This is a genomic window from Exiguobacterium sp. KRL4 (genome assembly GCF_001870785.1).
GTDB lineage: Bacteria > Bacillota > Bacilli > Exiguobacteriales > Exiguobacteriaceae > Exiguobacterium_A.
On the sequence record NZ_MOLV01000013.1, the window covers coordinates 23,908 to 42,178 of the forward strand.

Sequence of the window (18,271 nt, forward strand, 5' to 3'; positions counted from 1 at the left end):
ATATAAGAGGAGGTTTGAGATGTTACGTTTTGTCCTGAATCACTGGCGCCGGCAACGGTTTAAGTTCATCCTGACGCTTGTCGGAGCGCTCATCATCAGTGCCGGACTCAGTCTGATGTTCAACCTGACCGACTCGAGTCAAGGCACGGTCGAACAGACGTTACAGAAAAAGTGGTCGTCCGCCTACGATATCGTCGTCCGGCCAAAAGGCAGTCAAATGTCGACTGAATCAAATGATTTACTGGAACCGAATTACTTAAACGGCATCAACGGCGGGATTTCTTTTAAGCAATATGAAACCATCAAACAAATGAAGGAAGTCGATATTGCAGCACCGATTGCCGTGATGGGCTATGCCCATGCCTTTGTTATGTTTAAGAAGGCCATGACGTTTCCAAAGGAGCCCGGTATTTACCGCTTCAAGAGAACAACATACACCGAGACAGGCCTCGGGAAAGAACAGCAATTCGAAGACCTCATCCATATTGCTCAAGGCACGAAGATCCAGTTACCAGAAAAGGTTCCCTTCTCGACATCTCCGGTGGACAGCTTCCGGGATGTCTCTGCCGGTAATCCGGTTCTGATTGTCGCCGTCGATCCGAAGGAGGAAGCCCGACTGGTAGGGCTCGATCAAAGCGTCAGTTCTAAAAATAATTCCCGGTATTTTTCACAACTGGATCACCGGGAGTCGCCTCGAGGTGCTGACAATCATGTCATTCCGGTTCTTGTCAATCCGCATTCCTTTAATAAAGGGATGTATGAATTTACGATTGAAAAATTGGATGCCCCTTATCAAACAAAGCAGGATCAGGAAAAACTGGTCCAAGAACTGGTCAAAAAACAGCCGGACGGCGACCGTGTAAATTCTATCCTTCAGACGTATCCGGCCAAATTGACGCAACGCCTTGAGATGCCTTCTTCTAAAGTGGAAGAAACATACCTTAAAACATTATCGGAAGGGACAAACCTCCAGACTTTTGTTGCAGAAGATGCTCCAGGAGCACAACTGCTGTACAAATCAGGTCCGCTTCAGTTCAAAGAAACAAAAAGTCCATATCCGACGCGCTGGAAAAATGCTTTTGAAGCCAGCACCTCCGCGATTCACTTAAAGAACTGGTACTTTTCGGAGTCGACGTATCCTTCCAAAGGATACCGATCTCTCGTCTCGACCGGAAAAAAGGTCAAAAATCCTTCTGAAATGGAAATACCGTTTAAGTATCCTTTCCTCACCTTTAAAGTCGTCGGCCTATATGATCCGAACAAGATTAAAGTTTCAAAGGATCCGCTCAATGAACTGCCGATGGAAACATATCGACCATCCTCTGCTGATCTCGTCCTTGATGGGAAAGGCAATCCGGTCAATCCGGCAAAATCAATCGATACGTCCGGTAATCCGGTTGGTTTATTGACGAACTCACCGAACATCCTGACGACGCTGGACAGTGCCTTTGCCGTCAATGGAAAACAGGCTATCTCGTCGATTCGCCTCAAAGTCAAAGGCGCAACAACTGTCAGTGAAGAATCGGAACAATTGCTGCAAGACGTCAAGACACAAATCGAACAGGAAACCGGTCTGCTGGCAACCATCACGAAGGGTTCGTCCCCGCAACCGGTCGTGACGAAAGTCATCGATAACGGCAAGACACTCGGTTGGATCGAACAGCCGTGGGTTCACATCGGCGCCGCGATGACAATCTTCCGCGAGACGAGTGTCGGTTTTTCAGGGGTCATCTTCGCGATGCTTGCCGTTGCCATCGTCTACGTCCTCGCGACAAGTTATGTCTCGATGCTCGCCCGGCGGAAAGAATTCGCTGTGCTGCTGGCGCTCGGTTGGCGGACAAAAGACTTGTACCGGATTGTGTTGATTGAAGCCGCCCTGCTTGCCGGTTTTGTCTCCGTCGTCGCTTTAATTGTCGAAAGTATTTTCTCGTATGTCAGAAGTGAGACGATGAACGGCTGGAGCCTGCTTTGGATCACCCTGTTCAGTCTTCTAATTTACTTTGCCGGTGCCGCCTGGTCGTCGTTTACAATCCGAAAAATCTCGCCGTACGAAGCGATCAAGACCGGTGAATATGCGTCATCGTCTCACGTCAAACTCGGCTTGCGTTCGACCTGGACGCTGGCACTGAAAGAAATCTTCGGCAAATGGAAACGTAATGCGCTGTCGATTCTCTCAATCGCCTTGCCGACTGCTCTGTTGACGTTCTTCCTGTTCGTGACGTTTCACCTGCAAGGGGTGCTATATACGTCCTGGCTCGGTCAATTCGTTGCGTTACAGGTCGGTCCGATGCATTACGTGACAATGGGTGTTGCGATTACGATTGCTATTCTAACGACCGGGGAAATCATGTGGCAAAACGTCACCGACCGCCGGGCCTCGCTCGCGATTTTAAAAGCCGTCGGTTGGACGAACCGTTCCGTCCGGCAATTGATTGTGTTAGAAGGGATATTGATCGGGTTCGTCGCCGGAATCGTCGGACTGAGCATCTCCTACATCACGATTTATATCTTGTATAACTTAGTTCCATGGGATGAACCATTGTTGGTTGGGGTCTCCCTGCTTCTGCCGGTTTTGTTCGGGACAATTGCTTCGCTATTGCCGGCACAAATCGCGGCACGCGTGAATCCGTATCAGGAGCTGAAGGATGCCGGGTGACTTTAAAAATTAATCCACCTGAGGATGGACTCTCTGTACGGAAAGGCATGCTACACTGGGTTCACATCAATTCCGTACAGAGAGAGGATGTTCGAGATGGGGAACTGGCAATCGTGGCTTGAACTGTACAGTTATTGGGGTGTCATACTGGCTTTACTGGCGCATTTCATTCCGACTGAACTGATCATGGGGTATGCCGGCTATTTGGTTGCATCAAATCATATGTCGTTTCTCTTGATGTTCGGAGCCGGTTTAGTCGGATTTTATGTTTCCCAATCCATTCTGTACGTGCTCGCTTATTATGGCGGCGAACGTGTTCTGTCTTTTTTGAAACGATGGCTTCATGTTAATCCAGAACGTATGCAGATGGTCGAAACGAGTCTTCGGGCGTACGGCGGTTGGTATCTTCTGCTCTCTCCGATTTGGAAAACCCTGTTTGGTCTGATGGCAGGAACATTACGGTTTCGGTTTTTGACTTTTACCATCTCGACGTTACTCTCTTTTACGGTCTGGTCATTGTTTTTCATGACAAGCGGCTATCTGTTACAGGAACGTTGGACGATTGTGGGGACATTTGCAACACGCCATCTCAGTTGGATCATCATTGTCAGTATCATCGTCTTCTTCTTGGTTCGGACGATCATCAAAAGACGCCAGTCAAAAAAGAATCGTCCTGAAGATTAACTTGTTTCACAAAGGATATCAGTCCTCTTTTAAAATAATTGATACACTTAGCTATATTCGCTTTCAAAGGAGGCTGGCTTAATGTTAGGTGGAATCCCGCTTCCTCCGTTACTCGTGCAGATGCCGATTGGTCTCTTGTTATTCGCGACGCTCTTGCTTTTCGGAAGTCTGAAGTGGACGCAACTGAAAATTTTTTCGCTGATTACGTTAGTTGTAGGATTATTATCCGGAATTGCCGCCTACTTAACGGGAGACGGCGCAGAGGAATTTGCGGAAAGTCAGTTGAACGTGGCATGTGATGCCATTCATACTCATGAAGACTTCGCCTTGTACAGTCTGTTGACATTCGGTCTGTCGCTCGTCCTGCTCCTGCTACATTACCGCTCGAAAAAACAACCGTTGCTGCTCGCGAGTCTCGTCGTCGCGATCATCGGTAGTGGTCTTCTCGCCTATGCTGGCCATCTCGGCGGACAGATGGTTTATGTCAAATAAGTAAAGCCAAGCGCTCTTTTTCTCGATGTGAGAACTAGATCAGCTTGGCTTTTTGAATACCCAATAATTTTGTCCGATGAAGTTCAAGACCGTATAAAGGACCATTCCGACAAGAATCGCTCCCGTTCCGCCGGACGACGGAACGAACAGGTCGATTACGAACAGGCTAAAACGATAGGCGATCAGGTAACTGATCAGTACGACAAGCAAAAAACGAATCCAGTCGGTTCTAGAATTTGTCGTCGCAGAAAACGTAAACTGCCGATTCAGCAGGTAACTGACCACGATGCCGCATCCATTCCCAAATGCCGTTGCGACCCAGTATCCTGTCCGCAAGCCGTGGTACAACAAAAGGGTCATCCCGAGTCCAATCAGCGTGTTGACGAGACCAACCAGTAGAAAACGCAGGATTTTCCGTGTCATTTCAACGTTTCCTCAATCGTATACGAGGGGCGCCGTTTCACTTCACTGAAAATTTTTCCGACATACTCGCCGATCAATCCAATCCCGAACAGCTGTAAGCCGCCGATGAACCAGATGGACAGCATTAAGGACGCCCAGCCGCTCATCGTTTCCCCTTCCGCAAACCGGTACAACGTATATCCGACAAAGCCGCCGGACACGAGGACCATGAATAACGATAGAAAAAATAACAATTTGATCGGTCGGACGCTGAAGGAAGTCACGCCGTCCCAGGCGAGCGCCAACATTTTCTGAAGCGGATATTTCGACTCTCCGGCCAGACGTTCCGTCCGGGCATACGTCACTTCCTCCGTCCGGAAACCAAGTGTCGGGACAAGTCCCCGTAAATACAGATTCCGTTCCGGATAATTGGCCAGCGCCGCAACCGCCCGTCGACTCATCAAGCGGTAATCAGCATGGTTATAGACCGTTTCGACCCCGAGTGTTGTTTCAAGATGATAAAACCACTGGGCCGACGTCCGCTTAAACCAGCTGTCACTTGTCCGGTCCGTCCGCACACCATAAACGATATCAGCCCCGTCCTGAAATCGTTTCAGAAAGGTTTCGATGATGCCGAGGTCATCCTGCAAGTCGGCATCGACCGAAACGAGACAGTCGGCTGCTGCATATCCTTCCATCAATCCGGCATGAAGGGCATGCTGGTGTCCGACATTATGCGCAAGTTTGATTCCTTGAAAACGGTCGTCCAGTTGATGAATCTGTTCAATCTGTTGCCATGTGTCGTCCTGACTGCCGTCATCAATGAAGAAGATAAACGACTGTCCGGACAATTGACCGGTCGAAATCCATTCAGTCAATCGTTCTTGAAGCGCATGGATGGTCATTGGTAACACTTCTGACTCATTGTAGCAAGGAATCACGATTCCGAGAATCGGTGCATCAGACATGATTCATCCTCCTTCAGGCGCGACACGATACAAGTAAATGATCCAGGCAGATTGGTTGTCACGAAACGTTTTCTCAAGTTTCAATCCAGTCGATGATGCATTCCGGATCGGGACAGCCGACAACAGATAATCTCCATCCATTCGTTTGAGCTGAACGGTGTCGATATCCAACTGACGGACCGGCTTCTGATTCGTTTTGGTATAGTCGTAGTGTTTGCCAAGCTCTGCAGCATAGATGTAGACACGATTCCCCCAATTATCAAAATAACGTTGCAATTGGGGACTTTTCTTTAACTCACCTTGAATGATGGTCCGAAACTTCTGTTTATACGTGAGCGGATAAAAGTTGACGTACCCGTCCAGTGTCCGAAAGCCGTTATATTGGGCAATTGCCGGATGTAAGCCTAACGACACGACCTGATAGGTATCAATCGGCTTTCCGATGTACGACTGAATCCGTAAAAACTGTTGGACCGCGTAAAATTCGCTAAAACTCGGTTGCTTCTGGTAAATGACTTCCGGATTCCAAATTAGCAGGACCACTGCCTGCAGCAGGATCATAACGGTGACAAGCCGCTGACGGGCACGTCGCCATAACCAATCCAGTGCCAGAGCGAACAGGATATACCACAGCATCGGTTCCACAAAGTGAAAACGGGCAAAATTAAACGTCTGCATCACGTGAATGTGGTCTTTCAGCGGTTCCCAACCTGTATAGAACCAGCTGGCGTACCAAAGAGACAAACCGGCCAGTAACACCAGTCCCTGTTTCAGCCAACGGACGGTTGGGTCTTTCAGATAAATCGCGACGATCAACACACCAAGGATTAACGACAGCAGGACCGGCGTCTGTGCCGCCTCGGCATGGGTATGACCTAACACAAACTGTTTGAAAAATAAGCGAATCGTCCGCCAGAATCCGTTATGACCGATATCAAACTGGTCACGGCTCGTCACTTCCCCTTCCCATAGCATGGAATAGACCAACCGGTACTCAATCACAAGATAAAGCAGGACCTGTGCTCCGAAGGCCGTCCAAAATAAAGCGTGGAACGATTTTTGACGCCACTCTCTGTACAAACCGAACAGGGCTAACAAAGCTAAGAAAAATACGATGCCGAGAACGAAGCTCGAGTAAAACGGCACAAGTGCGAGGGTAAGCAAACTCAATCCGATTCGTTGTTTCTGCCACAGGTTCAGGTAAGCCCATAACAGGAGCGGCATGCCGAGTGTACTGAGCATCCCGGACGGCCAAAACGGCGTCCAGGCAAACAACACCGCAACGAACATGATGACGGCTCGCGGCAACTGAAGCTTCAAATGATCCCGTAACAGCAGATACAGTCCGATAAAAGCAAAGATTCGCGTCAATCCTTGACTGATGACATATGCCGTATAAGGCGAGAACCATTCATAGAGCCACAAAATGCCCGTCCATTCACTGACGAAGGCATTTCTAGAGACGACACCGCCCACAAGATTCGGAACGGTATCCTGTAACCCGACATGAATACTGCCTGACTCTACTAAGTTTTTATACCAGACGACGTTCGAATCGAGGTTATCGTGAATCCGGACGTGTGCCTGTTCTCCTAACCAAAAGAGCGGCAGGAGATAACAGAGCGTCAGCAACACGCCAAGACCAATCCAAATCGGCTCTTTTGTTTTCATGTCACGCTCTCCCCCCGAGACGAACAGACAGTTGTTTGATCAACACAGCAACAAGCAAGATAAACGGGAAAAATTGTAACGGAAACAAAAACAACAGCAAGGTCGCGGTGACAAACGGTTGTTTGAGGATGACCGTACAACTGGCGGCGACGCTGACCGCAATCAGCAGGCCCGGTGTATACGGGAAAACGGACGCTAAGGCAAATGCCATCGCTGTACTGGAAAAGACGGCCGGAAAGATTTTTCCGCCCCGCCACCCGAACGAAAAACAGACATGGGTCAAAAGCGCTTTCCCGACGGCGATGCTGATTAAGAAGAAGACCGATTGATAGAAGGCAATCCGCGAGAACTCGAGGATTTTTTGTTCGCCGGAAAATAAGAAATAAGACGACAGGCTGCCGAACAGACCTAAGATCGCACCAGCGGCCAAAGCTAAACCCAGTGGATGCGGATACTTCCGTGCCACCGCGTCCGTCCAGCGACCAAACATTACAAATAGATACCCGAATCCGGTCCCGATCGCAACTGCCGGAAGCAGGAAATACATCACCTCCGTCGTCCAGTTGACTTTTGGTGTACTGATCGAAAACAAGACTTCATGTGGGAACAGTCGATTCAGTGTCGTAAACGCGAAGATCCCACAAGCCGTCGTCAGCCCATACAACAAGACTTTGATGGACTTCCGCTTGAAGTTGGCCCGGTTCACCCCGTCTTCGAGTGCTTCACTGACGCCGATCAACGGCGCATAAAAAATCGTCGATAACATCGCCCCGATCCCAAGATCAAGCAACTCTTTTTTCTTCTGCAACGTCCAGGTCATCCGGTCACCGGCCCACGTCATCCATCCGCCGAGGATGCTGATCAATGCCGCTTCCGGTCCGAGACTTGCTCCAAACGTCAGGACGAGTAAGGCAGCCACGATATTTTTAACAACCGTCCCTTCATATGCGACCCGACCCGTTGTCTTGAATTCCTCAAGCGTCTGATGCATCGTCCGGGGATAGTCGCCGATATACGTTTGAAACAGTCCGATCAGCAGTCCGCCAAACAGACAAATCCAAAACGGATAAAACGTGGTGTCCAGCTGGCCGGGAATCGTCGTCCAGACAAGATGAATCAGCAGATTCGACAATGCCAGAAACAATGATGCGAGTGCACCAACGAGAAAACCAAGCAAACAACTGTACAGGACGAATACCAGATTAAAGTTCATCCGCATCACTCCTCAGCCCAAGAAAAAAAGCCTGTCACTTCCGGTTTGATTTGTTTTTATTTAAATGGAACTCTTTTAACGCCCGGTTGAAGTTGACGATCAGGGCACTGATGACACCGATCCCAAGCAAGACATACCCCATCGTAAAAATCTTGCCGATCGGCGTGACCGGATGAATATCACCATATCCGACCGTTGTCAGCGTCATGACGGAAAAATAGAGGGCATCCAGATAACTCAGTTGTTCGACGCTGTGATAAAAAAACATCCCGACCGCAAGGAGAAAAGCGACGGAGAACATGACGGCTTTTTGTTCGTCCTGCCGAAACAGGATTTTCAGGACGTAATACATATTGCGTAATAGAATGAAAAAGGCAATCATCGCATCCATCCTCTCCTCACAAGCAGACTTGACACGTAACGACTATCGTTCCTTTACCTTATCTATTGAATTACCCGAAAAAAGGAAGAACGATTCTTAAATCGTCTCCCTTTACGTCCATCCTCTAGTTCGGTTTCCAATCTGTATGTCCACTCCCTTATTTTGAACAATAGAATAAGGTAATATGAAGGTTCCTGCAAAACATTCATCTACTTTAGAGGAGGTCAGAAACATGCGGATTCAAATCATCGGCGGTTCCGGCACTGGGAAAAGTACGCTTGGCAAGTGGATTGGGAAACAAGAAGATATCCCCTGGATCGACAGCGATCGTTATTTGTGGAAAGACCACACGTTTACCGAAAAACGATCGGTCGCGGAGCGGTATGCCTTATATACACCGGATATCGAAAACCACCAACAGTATGTCGTCTCCGGTTCCGTCTTTTCGTGGAATCCGGACGGCTTCGACAACCGGGAGTTGCTTGTTTTTTTACGCTTGGATGAAGCCACACGGATGAACCGTTTAATCAAACGGGAACAAGAACGGTATCCCGATTTCAAGGGATCAAACGAATTTCTCGATTGGTGCCGGACTTACTTGACGGCGACGGATCCGGCGATGATTGGGACGCTAGCTGAGCACCGACTTCAAATGATGTGTTCGGTATCACCCGTCATCGAAGTCGATGCTTCCTTACCGACGGACGACATCTACCAACACATTAAATCCGCCTATCAGAAACTTCATGAAGATTAATTAGTGAATCATATCGTACACCTTTGCACCTATCCAGACAGCAAGCCCGCACCAAAGGAACAGGATGAAGCCGGCGACGAACCAATTTTTCGGTTTGTCACCACGCATCAAGGTTTCCGCTTTGACGGTACAGTCCGCAATAACGTCCTGCGGCAACATTTTCAGTGCCAACAGGATACCTAACGGGACCAGAATGAGATCGTCCAGATACCCTAACACCGGGATGAAATCTGGAATCAAGTCAATCGGACTGAATGCATAAGCGACAACACAAGCCGTAAATAATTTGGTATACCAGGCGACCCGGTCATCTTGATAGGCGAAATACAAAATGAACAGCTGTTTTTTCAACGCTTTGGCGGTCTCCTTTAACTTTTGGAACATGATGAGTCTCCGTTCTACGTATGAATGTATTCAACGGAACCAGTCGGCTCCTTCCCGTTTTAAAAAGTCGATTTCCTGTTCATAATGTGTGACGTGTCCTTCGTCCACCATCCGTTGGAAGGCAATATCACCTTCCGCTGCTTTCCGGTGAATCGTTTTGATCAGGGCTTCAACGCGCAATAACACGGTCCCGTACAGATCACCTTGTAGTTCCGGTTCCCCGTACGCCGATAAAAATAATTTAACCCGTCGCCGGATTTGCTCCTGGTCTTCGACAGCATCATAAAACCTTGTTTCTCCTTCTGCCGTCATCTGATGCCGACTTAACGGAACAAAAGTGTACATCGTATAAGCGATATCCCAAATCCGCGGTCCTGGGGCAGCAACGTCGAAATCGATGATGCCGACCGGACGCTCATTTTGAAAGATGACGTTATAGACGGCAAAGTCATTATGACAGATGAGTTCGAGCGGTTCCGGTGTTCCGTCGAGCGGCTGCCACTCATTTGGTATCGGGAAATCTGCGGCTGCCTCGTGATAAGCACGTAATAGGCGTGCCGTTTCTTCCAAAACGATATCCGAGCGCATGTATGGTTGGAGCGGATAATTCCCGGCCTCGCCTTCAATGTATGAGACGATTTCCCGATTTTGCGCGTCAATCCCTAAAAACCGTGAACTCCCTGTAAACCCTCTTTTCTCAAGATGGTGTAACAACCGGTGAATCCGTTCACTGTCCGGTTTTTGTTCCCGTCTGACCGTATCCCCGATCCGTGAGACGTCGGAGACATTCCCGCCCGTCAATTGTTCTTCCTGCTCAGGTTGTGTCATGTGGTATCCTCCCCTTTCCGTTGACTCAGTGCAGCGGCGAGAATCGATGCCCCGACTAAACTGATGACAAGATCGCTTCCTTTGACCAACGCAAAGTCAAAATGCCACAACGTGTCAACCCCGTTCGTGATTATCATCCCGATGACATACAGCGTGATACTGAGCGGAATCATCCGTTTAATGAACCGCGGGACACGAATCCAGATTCGTAACAAGCGTTCACCTGTCTTACTCATCATTCCATCCCCTTACGCCCTAAAATTTTCCTGTTTCATTTAGCTTATCATGTCTGAATCAATCACTCAAAGTGTTCGCAAGTCTCACCAACTGGTAGACTAGGGGATAGAAAAGTCAGGAAATGGAGTCGATATTTATGAAAGCCATGACCATCACACAATACGGTCACGTCCCGCTTGAACTTACAGAACAGCCTCGTCCGCAGGTCAATCCCCATGATGTGCTCGTCAAAATTCATGCCGCAAGCATCAATCCGGTTGATTTTAAGATTCGGGACGGGAACGTCAAACTGTTGATTCCCTATCAGTTCCCGTTGATTCTCGGCAATGATTTTTCCGGTATCGTGACTGAAATCGGTTCTGCCGTCACGAAGTTTCAAGTCGGCGACGCTGTTTATGGACGGGCCGAGAAGAACCGGATCGGAACGTTTGCTGAATACATCGCGATTGATGAACAGATGCTGGCTTTGAAACCAGCCACGCTTTCGTTTGAGGAAGCGGCTTCGATTCCGCTGGTCGGCTTGACGTCCTATCAGGCATTACATGACATTCTTCAGCTGACACCCGGACAAAAAGTTTTGATTCACGCCGGTGCCGGAGGCGTCGGAACGTTTGCGATTCAACTGGCGAAAGCGATGGGACTATATGTCGCAACGACGACAAGCCCCGCCGGACATGAGCTTGTCCAGTCACTTGGGGCCGATAAAATCATTAATTACCGGACCGAAGCCTTCGAGGACCTGTTGCACGATTACGACGGGGTCTACGATACGATTGGCGGCGAGACGCTCCGACGGTCGTTTAAGGTTGTCCGTCCGGGCGGACAGATCGTCTCAGTTTCCGGACTGCCGAACGGCCGGTTCGGTAAATCCTACCAGTCCGGTTTTTTCAAGACGTCATTATTTAGACTGTTGACGCTCCGCGAGACACTTCTTGAACGAAAACATCGTGTCACCTATACGTTTTTGTTCATGCGACCAAGTGGTCAACAACTTGAACACATCACGGAATGGATCGAGAGTGGACAAATCAAGCCGATCATCGACCGGGTGTATCCGTTTGAAGACGCCCAAGCGGCGCTCGAGTATTCCGAGTCCGGTCGGGCCAAAGGAAAAGTCGTCTTAAAAATCAAATAAACCGTTTAAACAGTCAATAAGCACCGGACATACTGTTGTTTATTGACTGTTTTTGTATTGATGTTTTATTTAAATCCGACTCTCAAGCAAAGTATAAAATAAGCTATTATGTAAAATAAAGGATGTTAACTTTTACTAACCGGAAGGAGCAAGTAGATGAACATACGTACCGGCACCCCGTACAAGTATTATTTTTGGAAACGGTTTTTCCTGCTGTTCATTCCGCTGTTTTTGATCGGGATTCTACCTGAGCCGTTCATTACAGCAAATCCATTCAACAGTCTTGAAGATTATGGCGAATTCGCCTTCGTCTTTTTGTTGTATTTGATTGTGATGTCCGGAATTTCCGCTTTTTTGGTCTCGATGCGTTGGAGAAGAAAACAAAACCGTAGATGATGACCACTTCGTCTAAAAGGAGACACAGATCATGCACTGGAAAACAGCTCTTACGGCAGCTTTAATGGTGTCGCTTGTCGTCACCGCAGGATGCACCGATTCTGATTCAGCCAAGCAACCGTCGAAAATCAAGGCAGACCCGCAGGTGGCTGAGCCGACGCCAAATCTTGAACCGGTCAGTGCCCCTTTGTCCGACTATGGAAAATACGTGCCGCTGAAGAAAAAGACGGACCAGATTTCGCTCGGAACACATCAGACATACAATCTGTCGTCGTTTTTTACCGGTCAAAACGTCCTGATCGCTCCGGACTATCTGTATGAGCAATCGATCTACTATACGCACGTTAAACAAACGAGTGATACAACCATTAACAGTTACATTTACCGCTACAGCCAAGGGTCGAACGATAACCAAGTGCTGCATACGGTCAACCGGACCATCGGTATGATGACCGGAGTGTCGCATTACCTGTTTTGGGTCGAATACAATCAAACCAAGTCCGGACAAAAATGGGCGATTCGCTTGCTGGACTTGAAGACGGAAAAAATCAATACGCTTGATCAAGGGATCAGCCGTTATAACACGGCGATTCCTTATCTGGATACGTCGTCCAAACGGGTATCCTGGATGACGCATGAAGCGACACCAACCCGAACGAAAACAATCCTCAAGTCGTTTGATGTCGCGGAAGACGCCATCATCATCCATCAGCAGTATATTTTAAAAGAAGGCGCAAAACGGAATGGACAGTATCCATTTGACTTCCGCCGGAGCGATGCCGGGCTGATTTTGCATACAAGTACTTTCAAAAACGGTCATCAAACGCCGACACTCGAGACGTTTGACGGCACGTTCAAACGACGGATGAACGGGCTGATTGATTTTGAACACAACAAAAAGTATGTTTCTTAGGCATGAAGAAGGCTCCGCCCTCTTCATGCCTAAGAAAGGTCGACAACCGGGGTACCAGTTCAAACCGTCGGACAATCGCTTGACGGTTGATGCATTCCGCTTTTTATCGGCTGACCGTGTGATTTTCCGGGAGAGTATGACGCGACTCTGGTACGCCGATCTTGCGCGCGGCACCGTTGCTCCCTTGACGGAAATGGCCGATACAACGTCCAAACCGATTTATGCCAACGGGAAGCTCGCATATGGGGTATCGGACGATGAACAGATTGAATTCCATGTCATCGATGTAAAAAAATGATTGGTTAAGACCGTTCTTTTCGTGCGAAAAGGACGGTCTTTGTTTTATCCGGAGGGGTCCATTTCGAGCGTTCGATATGCTACACTTTTTGTAATAATTAGTCATGAGGAGGAAATACGATGACGAAACACCGTTTGTATACGACAGCGTTTTCGAGTGTCTATCCGCTTTACGTGACAAAAGCTGAACGCAAGGGTCGGACGAAACAGGAAGTCGATACGATCATCTGCTGGCTGACCGGTTACTCGGAACAACAACTTGCAACGCTGACAGCAGATAAGACGACATTCGAAGCATTTTTTGCGGATGCCCCACAGATGCAGGAACGTCGATTGTTAATCAAAGGTGTCGTCTGCGGCGTCCGCGTCGAAGACGTCGAGGATCCGTTGATGCGGGAAATCCGCTATCTCGACAAGTTGATTGATGAACTGGCAAAAGGAAAAGCGTTCGAGAAAATCTTACGGTAAGAATCTAAGGAGGAAAAATCGTATGCTGACTACCATCGCGTCACTCTTCGCTCTCGTCACGATGTTAATGAACGGTTTTTACCTCGTTGATCATTATCTTCGGTACGGCGTCCCATCTAATCACTAAATACTAAAAAACCGGGCACCTCAAGCAGGTGTCCGGTTCTTCTGTCTATTCTCGTTAAAAACGATCATTCAACCAAATGAAGATGTCCGCTATCATCTGATCCGACACGGTATGGTTGATCGACGGATGTTTCAGAAACGTTAAATCGTGATGGATTTCGCCCACTTGTCGTACATAATGCTCCTGCGTTTCAATCGGAATGACCGCATCGCGTTGTCCATGTACGAATAACGTTGGTGTAGACTGTTCTTGCAGGACAGGATCATACGCCCGCAAGTGTCGTTCTTCTTCCGCCGTTAAATCGTCTCTTTTGTCACGTCTTCGGAAAAGCTGTTCCGAAAAGAGGAAGGAGCCGGACCCGTTGATGTTAATCACCCCTGCGCTACCGTCATGTTTAGCAGCAGCACCGCTGGCGATGAATCCTCCCATCGAGACACCAAGCCAAATGATGTCCTCTCTTGGAACGTTCAGCTGCTTAACGAGCGCATTCGATTCTTCGATGCTTTGAAACACAACTTCCCAAAAGTGACGTTCGACGACGCCCGTGTTAAAGTACGTTGCTAACGCATCACGGCTGTCATGCAGGTGGAGTTCCGGCACAATGACCGTAAACCCTTGCTTTGAGAGCATCTCGGCGAAATCCTCGTATTTGCTAACACTGGATCCCCACCCGTGGTACAGACAGATGGTTTTGCGGGAAATCGGCTGTTGCGCCGGAAAGGTCCGGATCGACAGTACAATATCATTTAATGTATTCATTTGGATGTCCCCTTTTCGATTCAGATGACTGTCGATTACAACTATGTAATTTGTCATCATTACCCATTTTTGTTATTTTTATGAATGAGAGGAGGAAGATAATGCATTTTCTTTTATTTAATTTAATTATGCTTGCCTTTTACTTTCCGAGCTTGATTCTGCACGAGTATGGGCATGCGCTCGCCGCCCGCTTGGTCGGTCGACGCTTAAAGTCCATCTCAATTGGAAAAGGTGAGCCGTTCCTGCGAATCGGTCATTTTTCCATCGCCCGAAAGCAATTTTGGGAAGGACTGCATCAATCTCACCCGTCAGAGATTTCGCTCAGCCGCGGACAACGAGCCGCTATATTACTCGGCGGAGTTGGTGCCAACTTGATCGGTGGTGTATTCGTTTTAATCTTGAGTATGCTGTTTTCGAATCCGGTCATGCAATTTTTAGCTCAGCCCTTCATTCAAGTTTCGTTGATTTTTATCCTGTTTAATCTTCTTCCGATTCGCTTATCCAGTGGTATTGCTAGCGATGGCTTGCAATTGAAACAGCTGTTTTTTAACAAAAATCAACATACGTCCTGACAGGAGTCGAGTTCATGTTAAAACTATTACTGTTGGCAAGTAGTCTACTGCTCGTTGGATGCGCTTCCGCGCAACCGAAAACCGTTCCGTGGGGTGAAAATACACCCGCTCAAATGGAACGGCTAAAAGCCAATGACATTGAGTTTAAAGTTGAGGGCGACCAATTACTGATTCCGCAAGATCAGGTCGATCAAGCGACAAGGTGTTGTACTTAATAGAAAAAATAATCAAGATGGCTATTTCCTCTTAATATTCAGGAGATAGCCGTTTTTTTATTTCCAAATTTTTCAATAAAATTTATACAATCCATTATCGAAATAGCGGAATGTTTCTTCTGATATTGGTGGAAATCCATATCCGGAATAGAACGCATCGAGCATCTGGATATCCTTTCGAAAAGACCGTGTCGCCAAGGCTTCATCGTAGCGGGGGTCGCCGACCGTCATTCCGGCTAGATCAATAAACGCAACGATTTCATTGTCTAGGACCAACAGATTGTCCGTCGTACAATCTCCGTGTATCCACGTCTCCGGAACAGGTTCCGGCTGCTTGGTGGATAACGCGTTAAGTAACTTGTGCGAACCATTTGTCCATCCCTGTTTAATGTAGTGATCGGCCTGAAGCAGCTGTTTATCCAGCCAATCCTGTGAAGAATGGGTAGAGATATTCTCGCTCATATGAAACTGTCTGAGGAACCGTCCGAATGAACGGATCAATGCCAATCGTTGCAACTCGGAAGCATCCGCCAGTGCCGTTGTCAACGTCTCACCTGCTATGTAGGACATCAGTAAATAATCCTGTTGCTCGTCTTCAATATAATCAAGATAAGTCGGGATAGTGATATGTTGTTGTGACTTGAACGTCTTCATCACTGTCGCTTCCTGCGCCAACCACTCGCGGTATCGGGGTAAGCTTGCCTGTTTGAGGATAAAGGTGCCGTCTAACGTTTTCATGTGGTAGACGATGGCTGTTCCCCCCTGCTCGGCAACGGGATGAATAGAATGGATCAAACCGACTTTTTGTTCGATTCGTTGTTTGATAGAAACGTTCATATCAAAACACCGTCCCCGACCGTAAAAGCTTTAAACGCGACGGGTGACGACAACCGAATCCAGGTCGACGGTTTACCATACTTCATCGAGACATCGATAAACGTTTCTAATGTCTCTACGGATGGTGTATACAGTTTGACCATGAAGTTAAACGTTCCGGCGAGCCGGTGGCACTCGACGACATCCGGATGACTCTTGCAAAATGCGATAAACGCGTCGCATCTTGTGTCTTCGAACATCAAAATCGCCATGATTGTTTTTTCAAGCGCAACGGGATTGATGACGGCCCGGTATCCTTCGATGACACTGCGGTCCTCCAGTTTCTTAACCCGCTCGTTGACGGCCGGTGTCGACAGGCCCACCGTTTTACCGAGTTCCGTCCAGGACATCCGCCCGTCTGCCTGCAATGCCCGGATAATTGCATAATCAATTTCGTCCATTTTTTCACCCTCCTAATATTATGAAGACATATCTTAAAATTACCATTCATTTTCAGGTGAAGCTACTGAAAAACAAGGAAAACCGTCTGTCTGGTCACGTTCTTCTTTCGTACAATAAAGACAGATCAAAAATAAGTGAGGTGAAAGACATGCAGGCAACAAATTGCACCCGTTGCGCGGAGACATTTGAAGACGGTCAGGAAACGTATCACTGTTCGCACAACTGTACATTCTGCAAAGAGTGTACCAAGACGATGAATTCCATTTGTCAAAATTGCGGGGAAACATTGGTCCGGGTTGAGCAGTAATCTACATAAGCAAGGGAGCGGATGCCAGTGATCCGCTCCCTTCGTTCGTTATTCACGTGTCGACACCGGCTTGCGTTCCGCGAGGCGGTCTTTCGCCTGCTCCTGATGTTTCTGAATCGCACTTTCTCCGACCGCTTTCGCCAGTCCCCGCGTCGGCAGATTGACATACATCGTCTCATAGTTGCTGATTTCAAACGTTTCATGGAAAATCCCGACGGCATTACTTGCCCGGGCCGACTGATTAAACTTTTTCCAGGCGGTCAGATGGCGATTACCGTGCGAATAGGCAATCAAGGCGTCCGAAGATCGCCAATATTGAATCAACGTGACCGACCGCCATCCGACGAGCATCTCATGCGACAACAAGCCAACCTGCTGCTCATAACATTCCTTGATCATCGGTGTCATCGCCTGAACGGTCGGCCACCATTTCCGGACCGATCGCAGACGGTTGATCCGTAAGCCGATGATGAATACTACGACGTCTTCATTTGGTGTTGCGATCACGCGTTTCATGATGATTTTCCTCCTTCGAGTGTCTGAACGGACGCTTCACACCATTCCAGCAGTGCCTGTGTCTTGCGTTTTCCGTAATCAAGCGTCAGCAGCCAATACATGGCATCATCCGCTTCTTTATAGGTCAGAATCGATTGTTCAATCATCTGGTATGTGTCCAATCGCTCCCGGAGCAGAGCGGCATGCTGATGAATCTTCTTAATCGTCGTTTCTTTTGACTCATGCCGGGCAAAATAGAGTTTCAGCAACAGTTCGTTCCGTTGCACCGGCAGTTCGGTCGTCGGCTCCTGGACCCAACGTCCGAGTTCCACCTCGCCGTCCGGTGTCAGAACAAAGGTCTTCCGGTCATCCCCTTCTCCGGTCTCTTCGACGATTAACCCTTCCTGCGCCAACGTTTTCAGCATCGGATAGACCTGACCGAAGCTGATCTTCCAAAAGTGATTGAGACTCGTATCAATCGTATGCTTCATTTCGTAGCCGGACGTACAGCCGCTTGCCAGCAATCCTAAAATTGCATATCGTGTCATGTTTTCTTTTGGCATCGGATTCTCCTATATCTTTTAGATAGTATCTTTTAGATATATATTCCCGGTCTTTCATTTACTAAACGAATA

25 protein-coding genes are annotated in these 18,271 nt (G+C 48.1%); 12 read left to right on the forward strand and 13 right to left on the reverse strand.

Going from position 1 to position 18,271, the window contains the following annotated elements; translation table 11 throughout:
- Positions 1–19: 19 nt before the first annotated feature.
- The 3 genes from BLD48_RS09745 (at position 20) to BLD48_RS09755 (ending at position 3,832) form a co-directional block, all read left to right on the forward strand.
- Positions 20–2,656, forward strand: coding sequence for an ABC transporter permease (locus BLD48_RS09745; protein WP_071500048.1), 2,637 nt, complete (start codon positions 20–22; stop codon positions 2,654–2,656).
- Positions 2,657–2,752: 96 nt separating this feature from the next.
- On the forward strand, positions 2,753–3,340 hold the full coding sequence (locus BLD48_RS09750) for a DedA family protein (RefSeq protein WP_071500049.1): 588 nt from the start codon (positions 2,753–2,755) through the stop codon (positions 3,338–3,340).
- Between the two features lie 81 nt (positions 3,341–3,421).
- A complete protein-coding gene (locus BLD48_RS09755; protein WP_071500050.1) occupies positions 3,422–3,832 on the forward strand; it encodes a DUF2231 domain-containing protein in 411 nt (136 codons plus the stop codon).
- A gap of 39 nt (positions 3,833–3,871) precedes the next feature.
- Here BLD48_RS09755 and BLD48_RS09760 read toward each other — a convergent pair whose 3' ends face one another.
- Genes BLD48_RS09760 through BLD48_RS09780 form a run of 5 tightly spaced genes read right to left on the reverse strand, consistent with a single transcriptional unit; the run spans position 3,872 to position 8,477 of the window.
- Entirely contained in the window at positions 3,872–4,255 is a 384-nt protein-coding gene (locus BLD48_RS09760; RefSeq protein ID WP_071500051.1) for a GtrA family protein, read from the reverse strand.
- Positions 4,252–5,202 (reverse strand): glycosyltransferase family 2 protein, encoded by a 951-nt coding sequence (locus BLD48_RS09765; protein WP_071500052.1) that lies wholly within the window; start codon positions 5,200–5,202, stop codon positions 4,252–4,254. Before BLD48_RS09765 ends, BLD48_RS09760 begins: the two co-directional genes overlap by 4 nt.
- A gap of 3 nt (positions 5,203–5,205) precedes the next feature.
- Positions 5,206–6,873, reverse strand: a complete 1,668-nt coding sequence (locus tag BLD48_RS09770) for a DUF6044 family protein (RefSeq protein WP_071500053.1) — start codon at positions 6,871–6,873, stop codon at positions 5,206–5,208.
- 1 nt (position 6,874) lies between these two features.
- Positions 6,875–8,086: a chloride channel protein gene (locus tag BLD48_RS09775; protein WP_071500054.1), complete on the reverse strand. Its 1,212-nt coding sequence runs from the start codon at positions 8,084–8,086 to the stop codon at positions 6,875–6,877.
- Positions 8,087–8,120: 34 nt separating this feature from the next.
- Positions 8,121–8,477 (reverse strand): potassium channel family protein, encoded by a 357-nt coding sequence (locus BLD48_RS09780; protein ID WP_236624445.1) that lies wholly within the window; start codon positions 8,475–8,477, stop codon positions 8,121–8,123.
- Positions 8,478–8,700: 223 nt separating this feature from the next.
- On the opposite strand from BLD48_RS09780, the gene BLD48_RS09785 reads away from it, so the two are divergent.
- A complete protein-coding gene (locus BLD48_RS09785; RefSeq protein WP_071500055.1) occupies positions 8,701–9,225 on the forward strand; it encodes a P-loop NTPase family protein in 525 nt (174 codons plus the stop codon).
- Here BLD48_RS09785 and BLD48_RS09790 read toward each other — a convergent pair whose 3' ends face one another.
- Genes BLD48_RS09790 through BLD48_RS09800 form a run of 3 tightly spaced genes read right to left on the reverse strand, consistent with a single transcriptional unit; the run spans position 9,226 to position 10,673 of the window.
- On the reverse strand, positions 9,226–9,609 hold the full coding sequence (locus BLD48_RS09790) for a YkvA family protein (protein ID WP_071500056.1): 384 nt from the start codon (positions 9,607–9,609) through the stop codon (positions 9,226–9,228).
- A gap of 30 nt (positions 9,610–9,639) precedes the next feature.
- Positions 9,640–10,437 carry a phosphotransferase enzyme family protein gene (locus tag BLD48_RS09795; protein WP_071500057.1) on the reverse strand — a complete coding sequence of 266 codons (798 nt, stop codon included), beginning with the start codon at positions 10,435–10,437 and terminating at the stop codon, positions 9,640–9,642.
- Positions 10,434–10,673 carry a hypothetical protein gene (locus BLD48_RS09800; RefSeq protein ID WP_236629988.1) on the reverse strand — a complete coding sequence of 80 codons (240 nt, stop codon included), beginning with the start codon at positions 10,671–10,673 and terminating at the stop codon, positions 10,434–10,436. The genes BLD48_RS09795 and BLD48_RS09800 overlap by 4 nt, the downstream gene beginning before the upstream one ends.
- Before the next feature lie 137 nt (positions 10,674–10,810).
- Here BLD48_RS09800 and BLD48_RS09805 point away from each other — a divergent pair, with 137 nt between their 5' ends.
- From BLD48_RS09805 to BLD48_RS09825, 5 genes are all read left to right on the forward strand, one after another.
- Positions 10,811–11,809: an NADP-dependent oxidoreductase gene (locus tag BLD48_RS09805; RefSeq protein WP_071500059.1), complete on the forward strand. Its 999-nt coding sequence runs from the start codon at positions 10,811–10,813 to the stop codon at positions 11,807–11,809.
- Between the two features lie 156 nt (positions 11,810–11,965).
- Complete coding sequence (locus BLD48_RS09810; protein WP_071500060.1) at positions 11,966–12,205, forward strand: hypothetical protein; 240 nt, start codon at positions 11,966–11,968, stop codon at positions 12,203–12,205.
- A gap of 31 nt (positions 12,206–12,236) precedes the next feature.
- Positions 12,237–13,118: a hypothetical protein gene (locus BLD48_RS09815; RefSeq protein ID WP_071500061.1), complete on the forward strand. Its 882-nt coding sequence runs from the start codon at positions 12,237–12,239 to the stop codon at positions 13,116–13,118.
- Positions 13,119–13,143: 25 nt separating this feature from the next.
- Positions 13,144–13,416, forward strand: a complete 273-nt coding sequence (locus tag BLD48_RS09820; protein WP_071500062.1) for a hypothetical protein — start codon at positions 13,144–13,146, stop codon at positions 13,414–13,416.
- A 119-nt stretch (positions 13,417–13,535) separates the two neighbouring features.
- The gene (locus BLD48_RS09825) at positions 13,536–13,883 is read left to right on the forward strand and encodes a DUF2200 domain-containing protein (RefSeq protein ID WP_071500063.1); all 348 of its coding nucleotides are present in this window, start codon (positions 13,536–13,538) and stop codon (positions 13,881–13,883) included.
- A 181-nt stretch (positions 13,884–14,064) separates the two neighbouring features.
- Here the strand turns inward: BLD48_RS09825 and BLD48_RS09830 are convergent, their stop codons facing one another.
- Complete coding sequence (locus BLD48_RS09830; RefSeq protein ID WP_071500064.1) at positions 14,065–14,769, reverse strand: alpha/beta hydrolase; 705 nt, start codon at positions 14,767–14,769, stop codon at positions 14,065–14,067.
- A gap of 101 nt (positions 14,770–14,870) precedes the next feature.
- On the opposite strand from BLD48_RS09830, the gene BLD48_RS09835 reads away from it, so the two are divergent.
- Entirely contained in the window at positions 14,871–15,341 is a 471-nt protein-coding gene (locus tag BLD48_RS09835; protein ID WP_071500065.1) for a M50 family metallopeptidase, read from the forward strand.
- Positions 15,342–15,355: 14 nt separating this feature from the next.
- Positions 15,356–15,556: a hypothetical protein gene (locus BLD48_RS09840; RefSeq protein WP_071500066.1), complete on the forward strand. Its 201-nt coding sequence runs from the start codon at positions 15,356–15,358 to the stop codon at positions 15,554–15,556.
- A gap of 72 nt (positions 15,557–15,628) precedes the next feature.
- Here BLD48_RS09840 and BLD48_RS09845 read toward each other — a convergent pair whose 3' ends face one another.
- Entirely contained in the window at positions 15,629–16,393 is a 765-nt protein-coding gene (locus BLD48_RS09845) for a phosphotransferase (RefSeq protein WP_071500067.1), read from the reverse strand.
- Positions 16,390–16,833: an Lrp/AsnC family transcriptional regulator gene (locus tag BLD48_RS09850; RefSeq protein ID WP_071500068.1), complete on the reverse strand. Its 444-nt coding sequence runs from the start codon at positions 16,831–16,833 to the stop codon at positions 16,390–16,392. The genes BLD48_RS09845 and BLD48_RS09850 overlap by 4 nt, the downstream gene beginning before the upstream one ends.
- Before the next feature lie 149 nt (positions 16,834–16,982).
- On the opposite strand from BLD48_RS09850, the gene BLD48_RS16390 reads away from it, so the two are divergent.
- Positions 16,983–17,141 (forward strand): DUF1272 domain-containing protein, encoded by a 159-nt coding sequence (locus BLD48_RS16390; protein WP_083412300.1) that lies wholly within the window; start codon positions 16,983–16,985, stop codon positions 17,139–17,141.
- A 48-nt stretch (positions 17,142–17,189) separates the two neighbouring features.
- On the opposite strand, the gene BLD48_RS09855 is transcribed toward BLD48_RS16390, so the two are convergent.
- On the reverse strand, positions 17,190–17,657 hold the full coding sequence (locus BLD48_RS09855; RefSeq protein ID WP_071500069.1) for a DUF4188 domain-containing protein: 468 nt from the start codon (positions 17,655–17,657) through the stop codon (positions 17,190–17,192).
- Positions 17,654–18,199 carry a PadR family transcriptional regulator gene (locus BLD48_RS09860; RefSeq protein ID WP_071500070.1) on the reverse strand — a complete coding sequence of 182 codons (546 nt, stop codon included), beginning with the start codon at positions 18,197–18,199 and terminating at the stop codon, positions 17,654–17,656. Before BLD48_RS09860 ends, BLD48_RS09855 begins: the two co-directional genes overlap by 4 nt.
- Between the last annotated feature and the right edge of the window lie 72 nt (positions 18,200–18,271).